The following is a 16,600-nucleotide window of genomic DNA, read 5'->3' as shown; positions in this document are numbered from 1 at the left end:
AAAACACAGATTTACACAAATTAATCTGTGTAAATCTGTGAAATCTGTGTTCAAATTACCTTTGCAAATATTTTAAATTAATCTCTGCGAATCTTCGCGTAATCCTTTGTGCATCTTTGCGAAATAACTACGTAAAAGCTTAATCCAAATCTTCCAACAAAGCATCAACCTCATCATTCCCCTCGAAATCTTCAGGAATAGTCAATAACAATTCCTTACACGCTTTATAGTCTTTTTGTTTTAGCTTACTCAAAGCCAAACTCCAAATCGCCTTGTTTTTATAAATGGAATTACCCGATTTCAATTCATTAAAAACCAATTCTGCTTCTGGCAATCTGTTCTCTTCAAGCAAAGCAACACCATAAAAATACTGAATCTCGGCACTACTATTCGTTTTCAAAATCGTCTCAAAAAGCGGAATTGCTGATTTATATTGCTTGGTATTAAAAGCATCCTGAGCCAATTTCAAATTATCATTTGCTTCTCCCCTCTCTGTAAAAAATGCAGCATCAGGATGGTTATAATCCTCAAAATTTGGATCCGAATTTTGATTCAAAAACAACAACCCAAACAAAACCGCCACCGAAGCCGCCGCAATATAATACCAGGGTTTAAAAGGCACCACTTTTGGCTTATCCTTTTTAAAATGCTCTTTAGAAATTCCTTTTAAATTCTTCTTAAACGCTTTTAATTCATCCGCTTGACCAAATTTATTTTTCAAATGAAGCTGCAACTCTTTGTACGTTTCAAAAGCCATAGCCAAATCTGGATGATCTTTTAATTGTTGCTCAAAAGCCATTTTTTCTTCGATGGTCATTTCGCCTTGAAGATATTCATCAAATTCCAAAAAGTGTTCTTCGTTCATGGCTAGGTATTTTTTATAGATTTAAAGCGATTGGTTTCTTGAATCCATTGTGTCAATTGACCAATGCAAAGCGATTTTTTCTTGCGAACATAACCATACGTTACAGCCAGTTTCTGGGCAACTTCCTCCATCGACGGAAGCGTAAAACTCAGTTTCAGCAATTCTTGGCATTTATCACCCAGTTTCTCAAACATCATATCATACAATTGCTGTTTCTCATCAAAATGTTCCGTTTGCAAAACTAACTCATTAACAGATTCAGAAATAGATACTAAATCATCCTTAATTGTTACCCTTTTATTCGAATGTTTTTTCAACTCATTGAGCCACTTTCGTTTACACAACAAAAAAAAGTACGCATCAAAAGGACAACTCAATTTTAATTGTTGTGCTTTGGCTTGATTAAAAAGCAAAATCATCACTTCTTGAACCACATCCTGCGCCTTATCTTCATCACCCGAATTGTTCTTTATATAATGAACCACCTTTGGCACAAACTTCTTATAAATAGCATGAATAATCACCGAATCATTATTCGCCAATCCTTCAATATACATTTGGTCAAGATGAACAGTCGTTGATGCCATAAAAAACTTTTCCTCGAAAATACTAAAAAAAGAACGAAAACCACCGCATATTTTCGTTTATAAACAAATGCAATCATTTGGGCGTAACCCCATTATGAAAAGAGCCCAACTATGCTTTGCGCTTATTCGGCCTCTTCTCATAATGCGGTCGGGCTATCTGGGCTACTTCGGTAGCTTCCGTCTATCCCTTACGCGCATCACGTAAAGCCACATATTTAGTTCAAAAAATAAAATAAATAAAAACAGGGGTAACAATTATAAGACCAAGTTGATATAACCCTATAAATTAATAATTGGAGTATTTAAAACTTTTAGATTATGGAAAATTTAAAAAAAATAGGAATCACTTTTATCAATAAACTTTGGACATTAATTACCCGATGAAAAAAAAATTAAAACAAGGGTAACAATATCAAACCTTAATTGATATAAGAATGAAATCAGAAATTAAAAAAAGAATTTTCAAAAACAAGGGTAACAATATCAAACCTTAATTGATATAGACAAAAGAACCGTAATTAACAACCCGAGTCTGAAACAACCTCTTGAACATTTTCAAGACAGATTCAAAAAAAATTAGAAATCATGAACAAGAATTTAAAATCAATCGCATTATTATTTTTAGGAGCCATTTCAATGACGAGCTGTACTAATGACGAAACTCCAAACACCGAAATCCCGAATATTCCAGCAACAGCAACGGAATTTGCAACGGTCAGAACAGAAGCTTTAACCAAGCTGAAACAAGAATTCACCATTACTGAAGCTTCAGGCAATGTAACACTAACAAGTGCAAAAGGAGTAAAAATCAACATCAACAGAGATTACCTTCGCAAAAACGGAGTTGCTGTAACTGGCCCTATTAAAATTGAATATGTAGAATTGTTTGACAAAGGACACATGCTAGCGGCCAACAAACCTACAATGGGATTAATGCCAAACGGTGACAAAAATTTACTAATCTCTGGAGGTGAATTCTACATAAAAGCATCTCAAGACGGTATCGCATTAGAATCTATAGCCAATATGACCCTTCTTGTCCCAACATCATTAACCGATGGATTAGACACAGCAATGACTCTTTGGATCGGTAACACCGAAGATGCTGACAACCTCGTTTGGAAAAACGCTATCGATGCCACAGGAACAAACGGCGGAAAAGGAGGAGTACAAGGAGAAGGAAACAATTATTATGTCTCTTTCGGAAACTTTGGATGGACGAACGTGGATCGGTTTTACAGCGACCCAAGACCAAAAACTACAATCCTTGCAGCAGCACCAACAGGATATGACAATACGAATTCAGCAATTTACTTGTCCTATGATGGTGAAGGGCAAAATGCGCTAGCCAAACTAGACACCTATACAGCAGCAGGTTTGTTCAGTGAGCACTACGGCCAAATTCCAATTGGGTTGGCTTGTCACGTAATCTTTGCGACCGAAGACAACGGACAATGGAGATGGGCAATCAAAGGAGTAACAGTTGCAGCAAATGATGTATACACCTTCACTCTAGCGGAAACAACTGTAGGTACAGAAGCCCAGTTAATAGCTGCAATCAATGCTATTCAATAAGTTACAAATTCAAATAAATAAAGAAAGTGGTGATTTGCTCACCGCTTTTTTTTACATTTAAAAATAATTTGAATTTAAAAAAGTTCCAAAACTATAACGACCGACCAAAACAACCCATTATGAACAAATCGCTAATAGTCTTTTTTATTACCATTTCATTCCCATTTTACGCGCAAGTAAAAGTAAAAGATACAATTACCCGAAGAGCCAATATTGGATACGAACAAAAAGCAAATACAGTTACTTACAAAGCCGAAACACCTCCGTTGATTCCAATTGCAGGAGCTCCTAAACCAAGTTATTCTTACTTATGGGAATTAGGTGATGGCCAATATAGCAAAGAAGCTGAACCCAAACATGTCTATAAAAATAAAGGAGCATATACAACCCGTCTAACAGTGACAAATAATTATGACAATGGAAAACCTCCCGCTACGCGTCCCAAAAAAGTAGTAGTTAATGATATTGAAGACCCCAATTACAAAGACATTGCTTCAATTGCTGATCAAAACGGCTTGTCCATTTTTAAAAATTGTGACCCCATTCCAGATCAAGAAATGCAAGTGGTGGTGAGTTATGCTAACCTAGAAAACTATGTTACCAACGGAAAATTGTATCTCTTTTATAATGAAAAACAATTCAAAAATAACAATTTCGATTTACAGGAAGTACGCCCTTATGCGGGAGAAAGAGCTGTAAAAGAAAACAATGTTGTTTCGGCAGATGATATTGATAATTCGAATCGGTATTTGGCTTCAAATGATCCATTAGCATTTCCCAAAAAATATAGAGAAACCATCAACGAAACCGACTTGGATTCTACTTTATTAGCAGCAAAAAACAGTTATGCAGCGGTTTCCATTCTAGAAATAGACGATCACAATCCAGGAGAAACCCGAAATGTATTTTACACTTTCAAAACTACTCCCGAAATGATTAAAGACACCAGCGCCACCATAACCATGCGTTCCATTTATGTCCCCAATCGAAGTTTTAAAAACCATAAAATAAAAAATCTGGAAATGGAAATTGTCACTTCCCACGATCCCAACAAAATGGGCTCTAATGGCAGTTTTATGAATTATAGATTGGTGCGATTCAAAAGAGTCAAATTTAAAACGAGTTTTCAAAACAATGGCGAGGGACCCGCTCGAAAAATTCAACTTGAAACGGACATTCCAGATATGTTTGACAAAACCTCTTTGAAAATTGAAAGCATGTATCCCGAATGCCCAATCTGTCCTAAGGGTGAAGTAGCCACAACCAGCTGTTTGGACGTTATTGAAAGAGAAACACAGATCTTTTTTGTTTTCAGGAATATCTATTTACCCGGAAGCAACCAGAAAAATGTAAAAGAAATCGACAGTACCAAAGGTTTTGTGAAATACTCCATGAAATTTAATGAAGACTTTCACAAAATAAAAACCAAAAGCAGAACAGCCATAATTTTTGATAAAAACGAACCTATTATAACCAATTATGCTACAACTCGATTCACTCCTGGGATATCAATTGGCGCCAAAGCAGGCTATAATTTCTACACCAATTTAGACCAATCCAAAAGTTATTTTATTGGGGCTACAATTTCACCTTTTAAGTCTTACCGTTATTATGGACAAGCCGAGTTTTTAAATAGTTTCACATCTTATAATGGTGCATCAACAGTTGTTGACCAAATTAACCAAAGTACTGGAGTTGTAAATTTAAACCGAATTACAACCACAGTCGAAAATAAAAATATCAATTGGGAAATTCCTATATTGTTTAGATACAACTTATCCACTTATTTTGGAGTTGGAGCTGGATTTCAGGTAAACATGAATATTTCCGAAGAAGAAACCCAAAACATAAAAACGGAAGTGTACGAAGGAACCACCGATAAATTTTTATTACGAACAGAATACTCCTCGATAACAACAAAAAACACGTCCCCCGAATTAAAATCTGGGTTATTACTTGATTTTACAGCTGGATTTGCAAGAATTGGCCCCAGTTTAGGAGCGCGTTATGTATTCAACTTTGACAATGATTTTAATTATATTCAGTTGTATGCTATCTGGAAGTTTTAAAAAACAGGAAAAAAAACTGTAGCTAATAAACAACTGCAATTTCACTGATTATTATGAAGAAGCATTTTATGGCTTTATAGAAAAAATAGATTAAATTCTACCAAAGGTATTTATGGAATAAAATCTGCATTGGCCTAAGAAAAAGCATTAAACTTTAAATTTCTGATTTAAATTCTTTAATTTCGTTTAAAATTGTTACTGTATTTAGTAGTAAAATAAAATATAATGCTGAAAAATATTATTTTCTTTTACCTCTTTACTTCTCTGACGGTATTCGGACAAAAAAGGCAGACTCAAGAAGACATCACCTATGACGCCATTGACTACCTTGTTGCCAATCCGTCTCTAAAAGGCATTCAAAACCTCAACACGATAGAAGCCAATTTTTGGAAAAATCAAAACAAAAAATCAAAAGAAGGATTGTTATCTATAGTAGTTTTAAACTGCAACAAAGCCTATTTCGAAAATAAATTTGGCAAAACTAGCCAAGCCATTTCCAGTTATGAAAAAGCTTGGAAAATATACCAAACCTACCAACTCACCGATTATGATATTGTAGAATATTGCCTAAAACCATTGGGCAATCTCTACACAACCATTGGGGATTATGACAATGCCGAAAACACAATCAAACACTATTATTTTATTGCCAATAGTGAAAAAAACGAAAGCAACAAAATAGCCGCTATTATTAATTTATCGAACGTCTATCAAAGCTCAGGCAAAAACAAACAAGCTATTGAATTATTAGAAAATACCTTGAATACGACCAAACTTAGCTCGATTCAAAAAGGAATGATTTTGAATAATCTAGGCAATAATTATGTTGTAAATGCGAAAGAAACGACTTTCGATTCAAAAAACTATTACAAAGCCGAAGACAGCTATGAAAAAGCCATTCTTCTTTTAAAAAACAACAACAATCAATCCGAAGCTTTATCGAATTGCTATCGCAATTTAGCTTCACTTAATGGCGAAAGAAGTGATTTTAATAAAGCAAACACTTATTTCGAAAAGGCAAAAACACTTTTTTTATCTTCAAAAAATCATGGTGTTCGTGCCATAGCAAAATTACATTATGAAGAAGCATTGTTGCTTTATAAACAAAGAAAATTAGACCAGGCTAATCAATCCATTCAGCTTGTATATCAAACCTTAATTCCTTTATATCACAACCAAAAAAGAATTATTCCGTTACAAAACTCACTGTATGCCGAAACTCTTTTGCTAGATGCACTAGATTTACAAGCCGATATTTACAACCTTCAAAACCAACCTAAAAAAGCCTTACAAGTTTATACATTATGCTTTCCTATCGAAGAATCGATGAGTAATTTATTGCTTTTTGAAAATTCTAAAATCATCAATCAGATCCGAATGAGTAATCGCACCGAAAAATGCATTGCTATTTATGCTAATTTATATAAAAAAGAAAGCAAAATCAGTTATATCGAAAAGGCTTTTCAATTGGCAGAACGCACCAAATCAGGTGTTCTAAAAAGTGAACTATCCAAAAACAAAAACGCTTCAAAAAAAGAAAAACAAAAGATTCAGGAATTGCAATTTTGGAATAATGAAATTCTAAAAGAACAACAAAAAGGCGATTTAGCAAATATTTATAAAATCAACAAAGCGATCAAAAAGCAAAATGAAACCATGCTCTTGCTAAAAGAACTTCAGAAAAAAAATACCCCTTTAAAAGTAGAATCTATTGATTTAAATGCATTGTATTCTAAATTAGAATCAGACGATGCGATGATGATTTACTATTTTTCAGGCTATGAGAATATGTATTATTTTGTTTTGGGTGGTGAACAAAATCAAAAAATAGCATTAAACTCTTTCAGCAATGATGCTCATTATACAGTTCATTTTTGGCAATTTATAAGCTATTTTAATGATGCCAATGCAATAATCAATGATATAAAAGGATACAATCATTTTGGAAAAATAGCCTATGATAAATTGCACTTACCTCATAATACTTTCAATAAAAACCTAGTTATTATTCCAGATGGACTACTTCACTTTCTTCCATTCGAAGCCTTGATCACAAAAGAATCCAACACCACCAATTTTGAAAAAATGCATTATTTATTGCATGATTTCAATATTGGGTATAACAATTCGGCTAGTTTCTATTTGAATGCTAAACCCTTTTGTCCTAAAGAAAAAACAGTTCTTGGTATTTTTCCCGTTTTTGAAAAAACCAATTATGCATTGACCTATTCCAAAACCGAACTGCAATCCATTAGAACCAATTTCAAAGGACACTTTTTTAAAAATGATTCGGCTACTTTTCAAAATTTAAAAAATAACGCATCGGCATATTCCATACTGCATTTGTCAACGCATGCTAGCGCTGGCGATATTGAAACTCCCGCCAGTATAAAATTTTATGACCGAGAAGTATTGTATTCTGAATTATATCATCTTAACATTAATCCGAATTTAGTTGTCCTAAGTGCCTGCGAAACAGGAATTGGCAAACTCTATAAATCCGAAGGAGCCATGAGTGTTGCCAGAGGTTTTCAGTTTGCTGGAGCCCAAAACTTACTATTCTCACTATGGAAAGTAAATGATTACACCACAGCGGTATTCATGGGTGATTTTTATAAATATGTCAAACAAAACGACTCCTATTTTGAAGCCAATACCAAAGCAAAACTGGATTTTTTAAAAAATAAAAACATTTCAAATGCCAAAAAATCGCCTTATTATTGGGCTGCATTTGTATATTATGGAAGCCTTGAAAACAAAGAAAAAAACAACTATGTTTTGTTGGGATTCGTTATTATCGCAATACTCATTGGCGGTTTCCTCTTGTTTAAATTGATTGCTAAGCGAATCAAAAAAGAAAAAATAAAGTCCAAAAAGAAAAAACATCGTTAGTAATATTATTTCTAACTTACAAAACACATATACTGTACATGAAAAATTTACATAAAAAACTAAAGAAGGCCAATTATAAAAAAGTAAAATTTAGAATTACCAAAACACAACATCTTTTAGTCAAGGCAACCATCAATGGCGTGAAAGGGAATTTCATATTGGATACTGGCGCATCCAACAGTTGTGTTGGATTTGAAAGTATCGAACATTTTGTATTGGATGCTAAAAAATCCAAAACCAAAGCTTCAGGAGCAGGGGCAACTGGAATGTTGACACAAACATCCTCAAACAACATATTACAATTGGGCAAATGGAGCAACAAGAAATTAGATCTTATTATTTTTGATTTATCGCACGTCAATGAAGCCTTAAATCATTATAAAGTAAAATCCGTTCACGGCATAATTGGAGCAGATGTTTTAATGAAAGGAAAAGGAATTATTGATTACTTCAACCATTATTTGTATTTGAAGTAGCATACTTTTTCAACGAAGAATAAGAAATAATACCGCTAATAATCATCAAAACACCTCCTAGAATAAATGGCATTCCCGCAAATTCAAACGGGGCACCTTTATGTGTAAAATAATAAAAGAGACCCGACATTACGGGTGGCCCAATAATGGTTGCAGCACTCATCAAACTCGCAATTGTTCCTTGAATTTCACCCTGTTCTGTTGGCAAAACATGATTTGAAACTATAGCTCGTAATGCTGGGCCGGCGATTCCTGCAAGACAATACGGAATCAAAAAGAGAAACATCATCCAGCTTTCAGAAGCAAAAGCAAACAAGAACATTCCAATAGTATATAATATCATTCCGATATAAATACTTTTTTCATTACCTAGTTTTCGACTAGTCCATCGTATCAATCCACCCTGAACGAGACTTACTAAAATCCCAACAACACCCAGTGAAATTCCAACCATTTTTTCGTCCCAACTAAATTTGTACATCGTAAAATAACTCCAGTTGCTTTCTACTGCATGTCCCGCAACATAAATCAAAAACAGAGCGAACAACAATCCATAAAGTGATGGGTATTTTTTTAAATTCAAAAAAGCACCAATCGGATTCGCTCTTTTTAAATTAATGGATCTTCTATTTTCTTTTGATAATGATTCGGGCAAAATAAAATAACCGTACAAGAAATTTAGCAAGCACAAAACGGCCGCCACATAAAACGGAATCCTAGATCCGTAATGTCCCAAAATACCTCCAACAACGGGCCCAATAATAAAACCAAGTCCAAAAGCAACACCAATCATTCCGAAGTTTTTGGCTCTGTTCTCGGGCGTACTCACATCGGCTATATACGCCGAAGCAGTCGAAATACTTGCGCCCGTTAATCCTGCAATTATTCTTCCTATAAACAACCACGTAATAGTTGGTGCAAACGCCAACAATAAATAATCCAATGAAAAGGCAAAAAGTGAAATTAAGATTATGGGTCTTCTCCCAAATTTATCGCTCAAATTACCAATTAAAGGCGCAAACATGAACTGGGTTATCGCATACGCAAAGGTCAACCAACCGCCATATTTTGCTGCTTCGCTAACATCTCCATGAATTAATTCCTTAATCAATTTTGGAATAACTGGAATGATGATTCCCCAACCAGTTATGTCAATTAGCATAGTGATGAAGATAAAACTGATAGCGGCTTGTTTTTTATTTGATGCCATAAATAAATTAGTTAGTTAAGACAAATAAACAAAAAATCTGTTTAGAAAGCGATGCTTGATTTTTTGTTTTTTTATAAACAAAAAACCTGTACTCAATTTTATAGTAAGTATTATTCTAGAAAGGTTCTTTTTTAAGTCCCGAAACACTCATCATCAACAGAATATCCAACTTACAAAAGTAAAGTAGTCCTAATAAAAAAAGTATAGTTTAAAATTACCTAAACTAAGGGTTTTGCCCTCATTATTTTTAATTAATCATATATAAATAAAGCCTTAAACCAGCACAAAGTGAAACCAGTACACAACATAAATACACCGAGATTTTAACAGAAATAAAAAGCTATTGAATTATTTATATTCGAAGTAATTTCTTGTAAAATTTTAATATATTTACTCCTGAATATTATCTTTAACAAATATATCCCTATGAAGAAAATTTTACTTTATTTGTTTCTTTTAACGTCTCTTAGTTTTTATGCTCAAGTTGCTAATGAGGTTCATTGCGCCGGAGGTACAACTTTTAATTTAACTAACCACAACTCTTTATTAATTGGTAATTTAAACCCAGCCGAAACTACAGTAAGTTATCATCTAACTGCTGCGGATGCCTCTAATGGCGTAAATGCTATTTCAAATCCGTCGAATTTTATTGTCCCACAAATTCAAATCAACCTATTAGCTTCGCAAACCATTTATGCAAGAATCAATCATCTGGGAAACATTACTACTAATTATTTTAGTTTGATTGTGAATCCTGTTTTTTTAGTAGCTGCTAGGATAGAACCTATAAATTGCTATAGCAATGGTACCATTACACTTGACATATTTGGCGGGCAGGCTCCTTTTAATTTTTTTTTCAATGGTTCTCTCAGTACTGATAACCTTTTGATTTACGGCCCTGTCAGCACTCTTATCATTCCAAACTTAGTTGCTGGAACATATAATATTGAAATAATAGACGCAATTGGTTGTATTACTCATGGTTCTTGGACTATAGAACCCTCATCGACAATACCTCTAGACACACCCAAAGCAACAGTCATAAACGCAACTTGCAAAGGCAGTAAAAATGGTGCAATAAACATAAACGCTACAGGAGGAAAAGAACCTTTCAACTATTCCATAGACAATGGAGCGAATTATTTCCCTAGTAATACATTTACAAATTTAGCAGCAGGCAACTATACTGTTTATGTTAAAGATGCTAGTGCTTGCATAAACTCAACAAGCGCTTCAGTAACCGAGCCTAATTTGCTACAAATGTCGGCAGCCATAACAAAACCTATAGATTGTATAAGCAATGCTACAATTACAGTTACTGCAACTGGAGGAACTGCTCCATATACCTATTCAAAAGATGGAATCACATTCGTTCAGAGTAACGTATTTGATAATTTAGTTGCGGGAACGTACAGTACTTATGTAAAAGACTATAATGGTTGTATCAATAGCTCAAATTCTATAACTATAAGTCCTCTACCTCCACTAAGCATATCATCTACAGCTCTAAATGTAACTTGTAATGGAAATGGCGATGGTATAATCACCATAAATACTTCGGGAGGGAAAGCACCATTCTACTATTCCATTGACAATGGAGTAACTTTTGTTTCTAGCCATGTGTTTAAAAATTTAGTCCCTGGAACTTACAACATAACTGTAAAAGATGCTAGTAACTGTATATCATCTATGATTGCAACAGTAGTAGAACCTAATCTTTTATCTACGACAGCAGCCTTAACAAAAACCATAGATTGTATTAGCAATGCTACTGTTACTGTTACTGCAACTGGAGGAACTGCTCCATACACCTATTCAAAAGATGGAATCACATTCGTTCAGAATAACGTATTTGACAATTTAGTTGCGGGAACATATAGCACTTATGTAAAAGACTATAATGGTTGTATCAATAGCTCAAATTCTATAACTATAAATCCTACACTACCACTAAGTATATCATCTACAGCTCTAAATGTAACTTGTAATGGAAACAGCGATGGTATAATCACCATAAATACTTCGGGAGGAAAAGCACCATTCTACTATTCCATTGACAATGGAGTAACTTTTGTTTCTAGCAATGTGTTTAAAAATTTAGTCCCAGGAACTTACAACATAACTGTAAAAGATGCTAGTAACTGTATATCATCTATAATTGCAACAGTAGTAGAACCAGTTCCTTTATCTGCTACAACAGCCATAACAAAAACTATAGATTGTCTAAGCAATGCTTCAGTTACAGTTACTGCAACAGGAGGAACTTCTCCATATACCTATTCAAAAGATGGAATCACATTCGCTCAGAGTAATGTTTTCGATAATTTAGTTGCGGGAACGCACACCCTTTATGTAAAAGATGTTAATAGTTGTATCAATCAAAATACCACTGTTATTTCACCTTTAACACCATTAAATGCAACAACTACGAAAAAGGATGTACTTTGCAAAGGCGACAATACAGGTTCAATAACAGCTATAGCAACTGGTGGACAGGCACCCTATATATATTCCTTAGATGGAATTACTTTTAATACCATTTATACCTTTACTAATTTACGTGTTGGCACTTTCAACATTACTGTAAAAGACACTAATGGCTGTACTGCTACAACAACAATTGCTTTAACAGAACCAGCAGAAAATCTATCAGCTACAGCAATATTAATTAATGATCAAGGAATAATTGTGAATGCAAATGGAGGAACTGCACCTTATAACTATTATTTACAAAACAATAACGGAATCGTAGTTGCCGGTCCACAAAAAGATGGAATTTTTACCAGATTACCAATTGGACGTTACTCTGCACAAGTAACGGATGTTAATGGTTGTGGATATATACACTGGAGCGTTGAAGTTGTGCAAGCACCGGCCCTTTCTGCCACTGTACAAGTTGATTCTATAAAATGTAATGTTCCCGGAACCATAACCGTTAATGCTTCGGGAGGCTTTCAACCCTACTACTATTCATATGACAACGGCACAACTTATACGAATTCAAATGTATACTCAAGTTTCAAACCGGGAACTTATACTGTAAAAGTTCGTGATTATCAAAATACAACATTTTCAATTGTTGCAATGATTACACAAGGGAGTGTTCCCGTAATTAATGTAGCAACTACTAATATAAGCTGTAAAGGTGATGCCAGCGGCTCCATAACTGCTAATGTAACTACTGGACTCGCTCCATATACTTATTCTCTAGACAACGGTCCTTTTATAAATGGCAATAGCAATATAACTTTTACTAATTTGTATGCTGGTACACATAATATCACTGTGAAGGACGCCAATGGTTGCCTCGCAACGAATCAAGTTAGTATCTCAGAACCTGTTTCTGCATTAATGACTGTGACGACGGTAATAAATCAAACTATTACGGTCAATGCAACGGGCGGAGCTGGTAATTACAGCTATGCAATATCTCCTAATTTAGATAAATTTTCAACGAACAATATTTTCTCAGGATTAACTCCAGACTCATACGTTGTACTTACTTCAGATGTGAATGGTTGTTATATCACGATGAATGCCGTAGTTGATCCTCCAGCTCCTTTAATAAATGGCCAAATCAAATTTACTTTAGAGTTTAAGCCTGGACAAACTCTGGCAGATCTTATCATTGATGGTCAAAATATTAAATGGTACATCAATCAGAATCCTTTGACTGGAAAAACAAGTAAAACAAGTGAAGTTCCTTTACCATTATCAACTGTGATTGTAGATGGAACTACCTACTATGCTTCTCAAACCATAAACGGTATTGAAAGCACAGAAAGATTGGCGGTAACAGTAAAATCAGCGACTTTAGGAACGAACGATTTTTCGATTAAAGATTTTACATATTATCCAAATCCGATAAAAAATGTTTTAACAGTTTCGAATACTTCTATTATTGATGAAGTTAGTCTAATCTCCATAAAAGGAGAAATCCTTTTGGTTAAAAAAATAAATAATTTACATTCCGAAATTGATTTATCCAATTTATCTAAGGGTATTTATTTTCTAAAAGTAAAAGCAGAAGGAACAGAAAAAATAGTCAAGCTAATAAAAGAATAAACCATTATATTTCAACAAAAAACCCGACTCGTTTTAGACTGCCCCCAAAAAGTTAGACACTATTTGGGGGTATTTTTATGGAAAGAAAAGTCAGATATGATGCTGCATTTAAACTTGAATGCGTAAAATTAGTATTAGAAAAACATTATTCATGCAATTATGTTTCTAATCAAAAAGGTCTAAATGAGTCTAACATTCGTAAATGGGTTCGATTTTATAAGCAATATGGCAGTATTGGTTTGCTGCCAAGAAAAAACCAAAGTTATTCGGTTGCTTTTAAATTGAAAGTATTAAAAGCAATTAATAACAACTCATTGTCTTTGAGAGCCGCCAGTGTTAAGTTTAATATACCTGACACTAGTATTATTGTTAAATGGAAGAAGGATTTCACTACTTTTGGTTTAGTAGGCTTACAACCAAAAACTAGAGGCAGACCAACATTTATGGACACCAATAAAAGAAAAAAGCGAAAAACAGACAAACCCTTAACCAGAGAAGAAGAACTTCTATTAGAGAATGAAGCATTGCGTTGTGAGAACGAATTGCTAAAAAAGTTGCAAGCCTTAATTCAAGCAGAAGAGAAAGCCAGAAAGCGCAAGCCATAATGGAATTAAGGTATAAGTTTGATTTGGATTTACTTTTAAAGCAAACCAATATGGCACGCAGCAATTTTTATTATCATCAAAAAAAGGTTAAATCAGTCGATAAATATCAAGTAATAAAAGAGTTAATAAAGTCCATTTATCACAAACATAAAGGTCGTTATGGATACAGGAGAATTACAGATGAATTAAACAATAAAGGAATGGTTATAAACCATAAAACGGTTTTAAGATTAATGAAACTATTAGGCTTAAAAAGTTTAATTAGAGTCAAAAAATACAAATCATACAAAGGAGAACAGGGTAAAATTGCACCAAATATTCTAGCCAGAAAATTTAAGGCAACCGCACCAAATCAAAAATGGGCAACTGATATAACTGAATTTAATGTCTCTGGTCAAAAATTGTATTTATCGCCGATTATTGATTTATTTAATCAAGAAATAATTAGCTATGAACTCACAGAACGACCAGTATTTAATCAAGTTGTATTGATGCTAAATAAAGCTTTTAAGAAAATACCAAATAATACAAACCTAATTCTGCATTCAGATCAAGGCTGGCAATATCAAATGAAAAAATATCAAAATCAGTTGAAAGAAAAAGGTATAATACAAAGTATGTCTAGAAAAGGAAATTGTTTAGATAATGCCATTATTGAAAACTTCTTCGGAATATTAAAATCAGAATTGTTTTATCTAAAAAAATACACCTCAATAAAGCAATTAAAAATGGAAATCAAAGAATATATAAACTATTACAATAATGACAGAATCAAGTCTAATTTAAACAAAATGAGCCCGATACAATATCGAGCTCATCATTATCAAAATTAATTATAAATTTGTCCAAACTTTTGGGTTCAGTCTATTTAACACAAGTCGGGTTTTTTTATTTTTATCCTGAAAACTTCTTATAAGTATCGGGACTGAAATCTAAATTCTAAATTTTGCCATCTGAGTTCTACAACTCAAATGCTTTTTTAGGATTGTTGTCACAAAGCAATTCTAGTGGGTTTTCTAGAGCTTCTTTAACCGCTACCAAGAAACCAACAGACTCACGACCATCAATAATTCTGTGGTCATAAGAAAGTGCCACATACATCATTGGGTGAATTTCCACTTTACCGTTTACTGCAATAGGGCGCTCGATAATGTTGTGCATTCCAAGGATTCCAGATTGAGGTGGGTTTATAATTGGTGTAGACAACATAGATCCAAAAACACCACCGTTTGTAATGGTGAATGTTCCTCCTGTCATGTCATCAACTGTGATTTGTCCGTCACGTGCTTTGATAGCCAAACGTTTGATATCCGCTTCAATTCCACGGAAAGTCAAGTTTTCAGCATTACGTACTACAGGTACCATTAATCCTTTTGGTCCAGAAACCGCAATGGAAATATCGCAAAAATCGAAAGCAATTTTATAATCACCGTCCATCATAGAGTTTACATCTGGATATAATTGTAATGCTCTTGTAACCGCTTTAGTGAAAAATGACATATAGCCTAAACCAATTCCTCCATGTTTTGCTTTGAATGCATCTTTGTATTCATTACGCAACGTGTTGATTGGCGTCATGTTTACTTCATTGAAAGTAGTCAGCATCGCTGTTTCGTTTTTCGCAGCCACTAATCTTTCGGCAACTTTACGACGCAACATAGACAACTTCGTTCTTTCTGTACCACGAGAACCTCCAGTAGGTGTTCCCATAGATGGCACAGCATTTACAGCATCGTCCTTTGTAATTCTACCAGCTTTTCCAGTCCCAACAATAGTTTCTGGAGCTATGTTTTTTTCGTCTAATATTTTTCTTGCTGCAGGAGAAGGATGTCCTAGCCCCCCAGCCCCCGAATGGGGAGCTTGAGCTACAACTGGTATTGCTTTAATTTCTTCTTTTTTTACTTCAACTACTTTCTCAACAGTTTCTACAGTAGTTCCCCCTTTGGGGGCGGAGGGGGCTCCATCAGTATCGATAAGACAAACTACTGCTCCAACAGCAACCGTATCTCCTTCTTCTGCTTTTAGCGTGATAATACCGCTAACTTCTGCTGGCAATTCAAGAGTTGCTTTATCTGAATCAACCTCTGCAATTGCTTGGTCTTTTTCTACATAATCTCCATCCTTTACTAACCAAGTTGCAATTTCTACTTCTTTGATTGATTCCCCTGGTGATGGGACTTTCATTTCTAAAATCATACAATTTTTGTTTAAAGTTTAAATCGTTTAAAGTTGCAAGTTTTGTTAAACCTGAAACTT

At 34.2% G+C, this 16,600-nt stretch carries 11 protein-coding genes; 7 read left to right on the top strand and 4 right to left on the bottom strand.

From position 1 onward, the window contains the following. Positions 1–139: 139 nt before the first annotated feature. Together OZP06_RS09170 and OZP06_RS09165 are read right to left on the bottom strand one after the other, a co-directional pair. On the bottom strand, positions 140–865 hold the full coding sequence (locus OZP06_RS09170; protein WP_281323626.1) for a tetratricopeptide repeat protein: 726 nt from the start codon (positions 863–865) through the stop codon (positions 140–142). A gap of 2 nt (positions 866–867) precedes the next feature. After that, positions 868–1,452, bottom strand: coding sequence for a sigma-70 family RNA polymerase sigma factor (locus tag OZP06_RS09165; protein ID WP_281323625.1), 585 nt, complete (start codon positions 1,450–1,452; stop codon positions 868–870). A gap of 585 nt (positions 1,453–2,037) precedes the next feature. Between OZP06_RS09165 and OZP06_RS09160 the strand changes: the two genes are divergently transcribed. The 4 genes from OZP06_RS09160 to OZP06_RS09145 all read left to right on the top strand — a co-directional run bounded on the left by OZP06_RS09160 (position 2,038) and on the right by OZP06_RS09145 (position 8,464). Further along, on the top strand, positions 2,038–3,027 hold the full coding sequence (locus tag OZP06_RS09160) for a hypothetical protein (protein WP_269221598.1): 990 nt from the start codon (positions 2,038–2,040) through the stop codon (positions 3,025–3,027). Between the two features lie 119 nt (positions 3,028–3,146). Continuing rightward, positions 3,147–5,096 (top strand): PKD domain-containing protein, encoded by a 1,950-nt coding sequence (locus OZP06_RS09155; protein WP_269221597.1) that lies wholly within the window; start codon positions 3,147–3,149, stop codon positions 5,094–5,096. A 225-nt stretch (positions 5,097–5,321) separates the two neighbouring features. Continuing rightward, a complete protein-coding gene (locus OZP06_RS09150) occupies positions 5,322–7,988 on the top strand; it encodes a CHAT domain-containing tetratricopeptide repeat protein (RefSeq protein ID WP_281323624.1) in 2,667 nt (888 codons plus the stop codon). A 38-nt stretch (positions 7,989–8,026) separates the two neighbouring features. After that, positions 8,027–8,464 carry a retropepsin-like aspartic protease gene (locus tag OZP06_RS09145; RefSeq protein WP_269221594.1) on the top strand — a complete coding sequence of 146 codons (438 nt, stop codon included), beginning with the start codon at positions 8,027–8,029 and terminating at the stop codon, positions 8,462–8,464. Here OZP06_RS09145 and OZP06_RS09140 read toward each other — a convergent pair. Then, the gene (locus tag OZP06_RS09140; RefSeq protein WP_269221593.1) at positions 8,439–9,674 is read right to left on the bottom strand and encodes a TCR/Tet family MFS transporter; all 1,236 of its coding nucleotides are present in this window, start codon (positions 9,672–9,674) and stop codon (positions 8,439–8,441) included. The two genes, OZP06_RS09145 and OZP06_RS09140, sit on opposite strands and share 26 nt — an antisense overlap. Before the next feature lie 426 nt (positions 9,675–10,100). On the opposite strand from OZP06_RS09140, the gene OZP06_RS09135 reads away from it, so the two are divergent. From OZP06_RS09135 to OZP06_RS09125, 3 genes are all read left to right on the top strand, one after another. Next, positions 10,101–13,739: a T9SS type A sorting domain-containing protein gene (locus OZP06_RS09135; RefSeq protein ID WP_281323623.1), complete on the top strand. Its 3,639-nt coding sequence runs from the start codon at positions 10,101–10,103 to the stop codon at positions 13,737–13,739. A 77-nt stretch (positions 13,740–13,816) separates the two neighbouring features. Further along, on the top strand, positions 13,817–14,344 hold the full coding sequence (locus OZP06_RS09130; protein ID WP_269221590.1) for a helix-turn-helix domain-containing protein: 528 nt from the start codon (positions 13,817–13,819) through the stop codon (positions 14,342–14,344). Further along, positions 14,281–15,177: an IS3 family transposase gene (locus tag OZP06_RS09125; protein WP_348651445.1), complete on the top strand. Its 897-nt coding sequence runs from the start codon at positions 14,281–14,283 to the stop codon at positions 15,175–15,177. The genes OZP06_RS09130 and OZP06_RS09125 overlap by 64 nt, the downstream gene beginning before the upstream one ends. 127 nt (positions 15,178–15,304) lie before the next feature. On the opposite strand, the gene odhB is transcribed toward OZP06_RS09125, so the two are convergent. Next, the gene (gene odhB / locus OZP06_RS09120; RefSeq protein ID WP_281323622.1) at positions 15,305–16,540 is read right to left on the bottom strand and encodes a 2-oxoglutarate dehydrogenase complex dihydrolipoyllysine-residue succinyltransferase; all 1,236 of its coding nucleotides are present in this window, start codon (positions 16,538–16,540) and stop codon (positions 15,305–15,307) included. Positions 16,541–16,600 lie beyond the last annotated feature (60 nt).

The sequence above is a fragment of the Flavobacterium sp. IMCC34518 genome (genome assembly GCF_027111095.2).
GTDB lineage: Bacteria > Bacteroidota > Bacteroidia > Flavobacteriales > Flavobacteriaceae > Flavobacterium > Flavobacterium praedii.
The sequence above is the reverse complement of the archived record's forward strand: the minus strand, read 5'-3'. Positions and strand labels throughout refer to the sequence as shown.

What these genes read in the sequence shown, in the direction of transcription:
- OZP06_RS09150 (WP_281323624.1), top strand. Translation starts at nt 5,322, where the DNA reads ATGCTGAAAAATATTATTTTCTTTTACCTCTTTACTTCTCTGACGGTA.
- OZP06_RS09140 (WP_269221593.1), bottom strand. Translation starts at nt 9,674, where the DNA reads ATGGCATCAAATAAAAAACAAGCCGCTATCAGTTTTATCTTCATCACT.
- OZP06_RS09160 (WP_269221598.1), top strand. Translation starts at nt 2,038, where the DNA reads ATGAACAAGAATTTAAAATCAATCGCATTATTATTTTTAGGAGCCATT.
- OZP06_RS09155 (WP_269221597.1), top strand. Translation starts at nt 3,147, where the DNA reads ATGAACAAATCGCTAATAGTCTTTTTTATTACCATTTCATTCCCATTT.
- OZP06_RS09170 (WP_281323626.1), bottom strand. Translation starts at nt 865, where the DNA reads ATGAACGAAGAACACTTTTTGGAATTTGATGAATATCTTCAAGGCGAA.
- OZP06_RS09145 (WP_269221594.1), top strand. Translation starts at nt 8,027, where the DNA reads ATGAAAAATTTACATAAAAAACTAAAGAAGGCCAATTATAAAAAAGTA.
- OZP06_RS09135 (WP_281323623.1), top strand. Translation starts at nt 10,101, where the DNA reads ATGAAGAAAATTTTACTTTATTTGTTTCTTTTAACGTCTCTTAGTTTT.
- odhB (WP_281323622.1), bottom strand. Translation starts at nt 16,540, where the DNA reads ATGATTTTAGAAATGAAAGTCCCATCACCAGGGGAATCAATCAAAGAA.
- OZP06_RS09165 (WP_281323625.1), bottom strand. Translation starts at nt 1,452, where the DNA reads ATGGCATCAACGACTGTTCATCTTGACCAAATGTATATTGAAGGATTG.
- OZP06_RS09130 (WP_269221590.1), top strand. Translation starts at nt 13,817, where the DNA reads ATGGAAAGAAAAGTCAGATATGATGCTGCATTTAAACTTGAATGCGTA.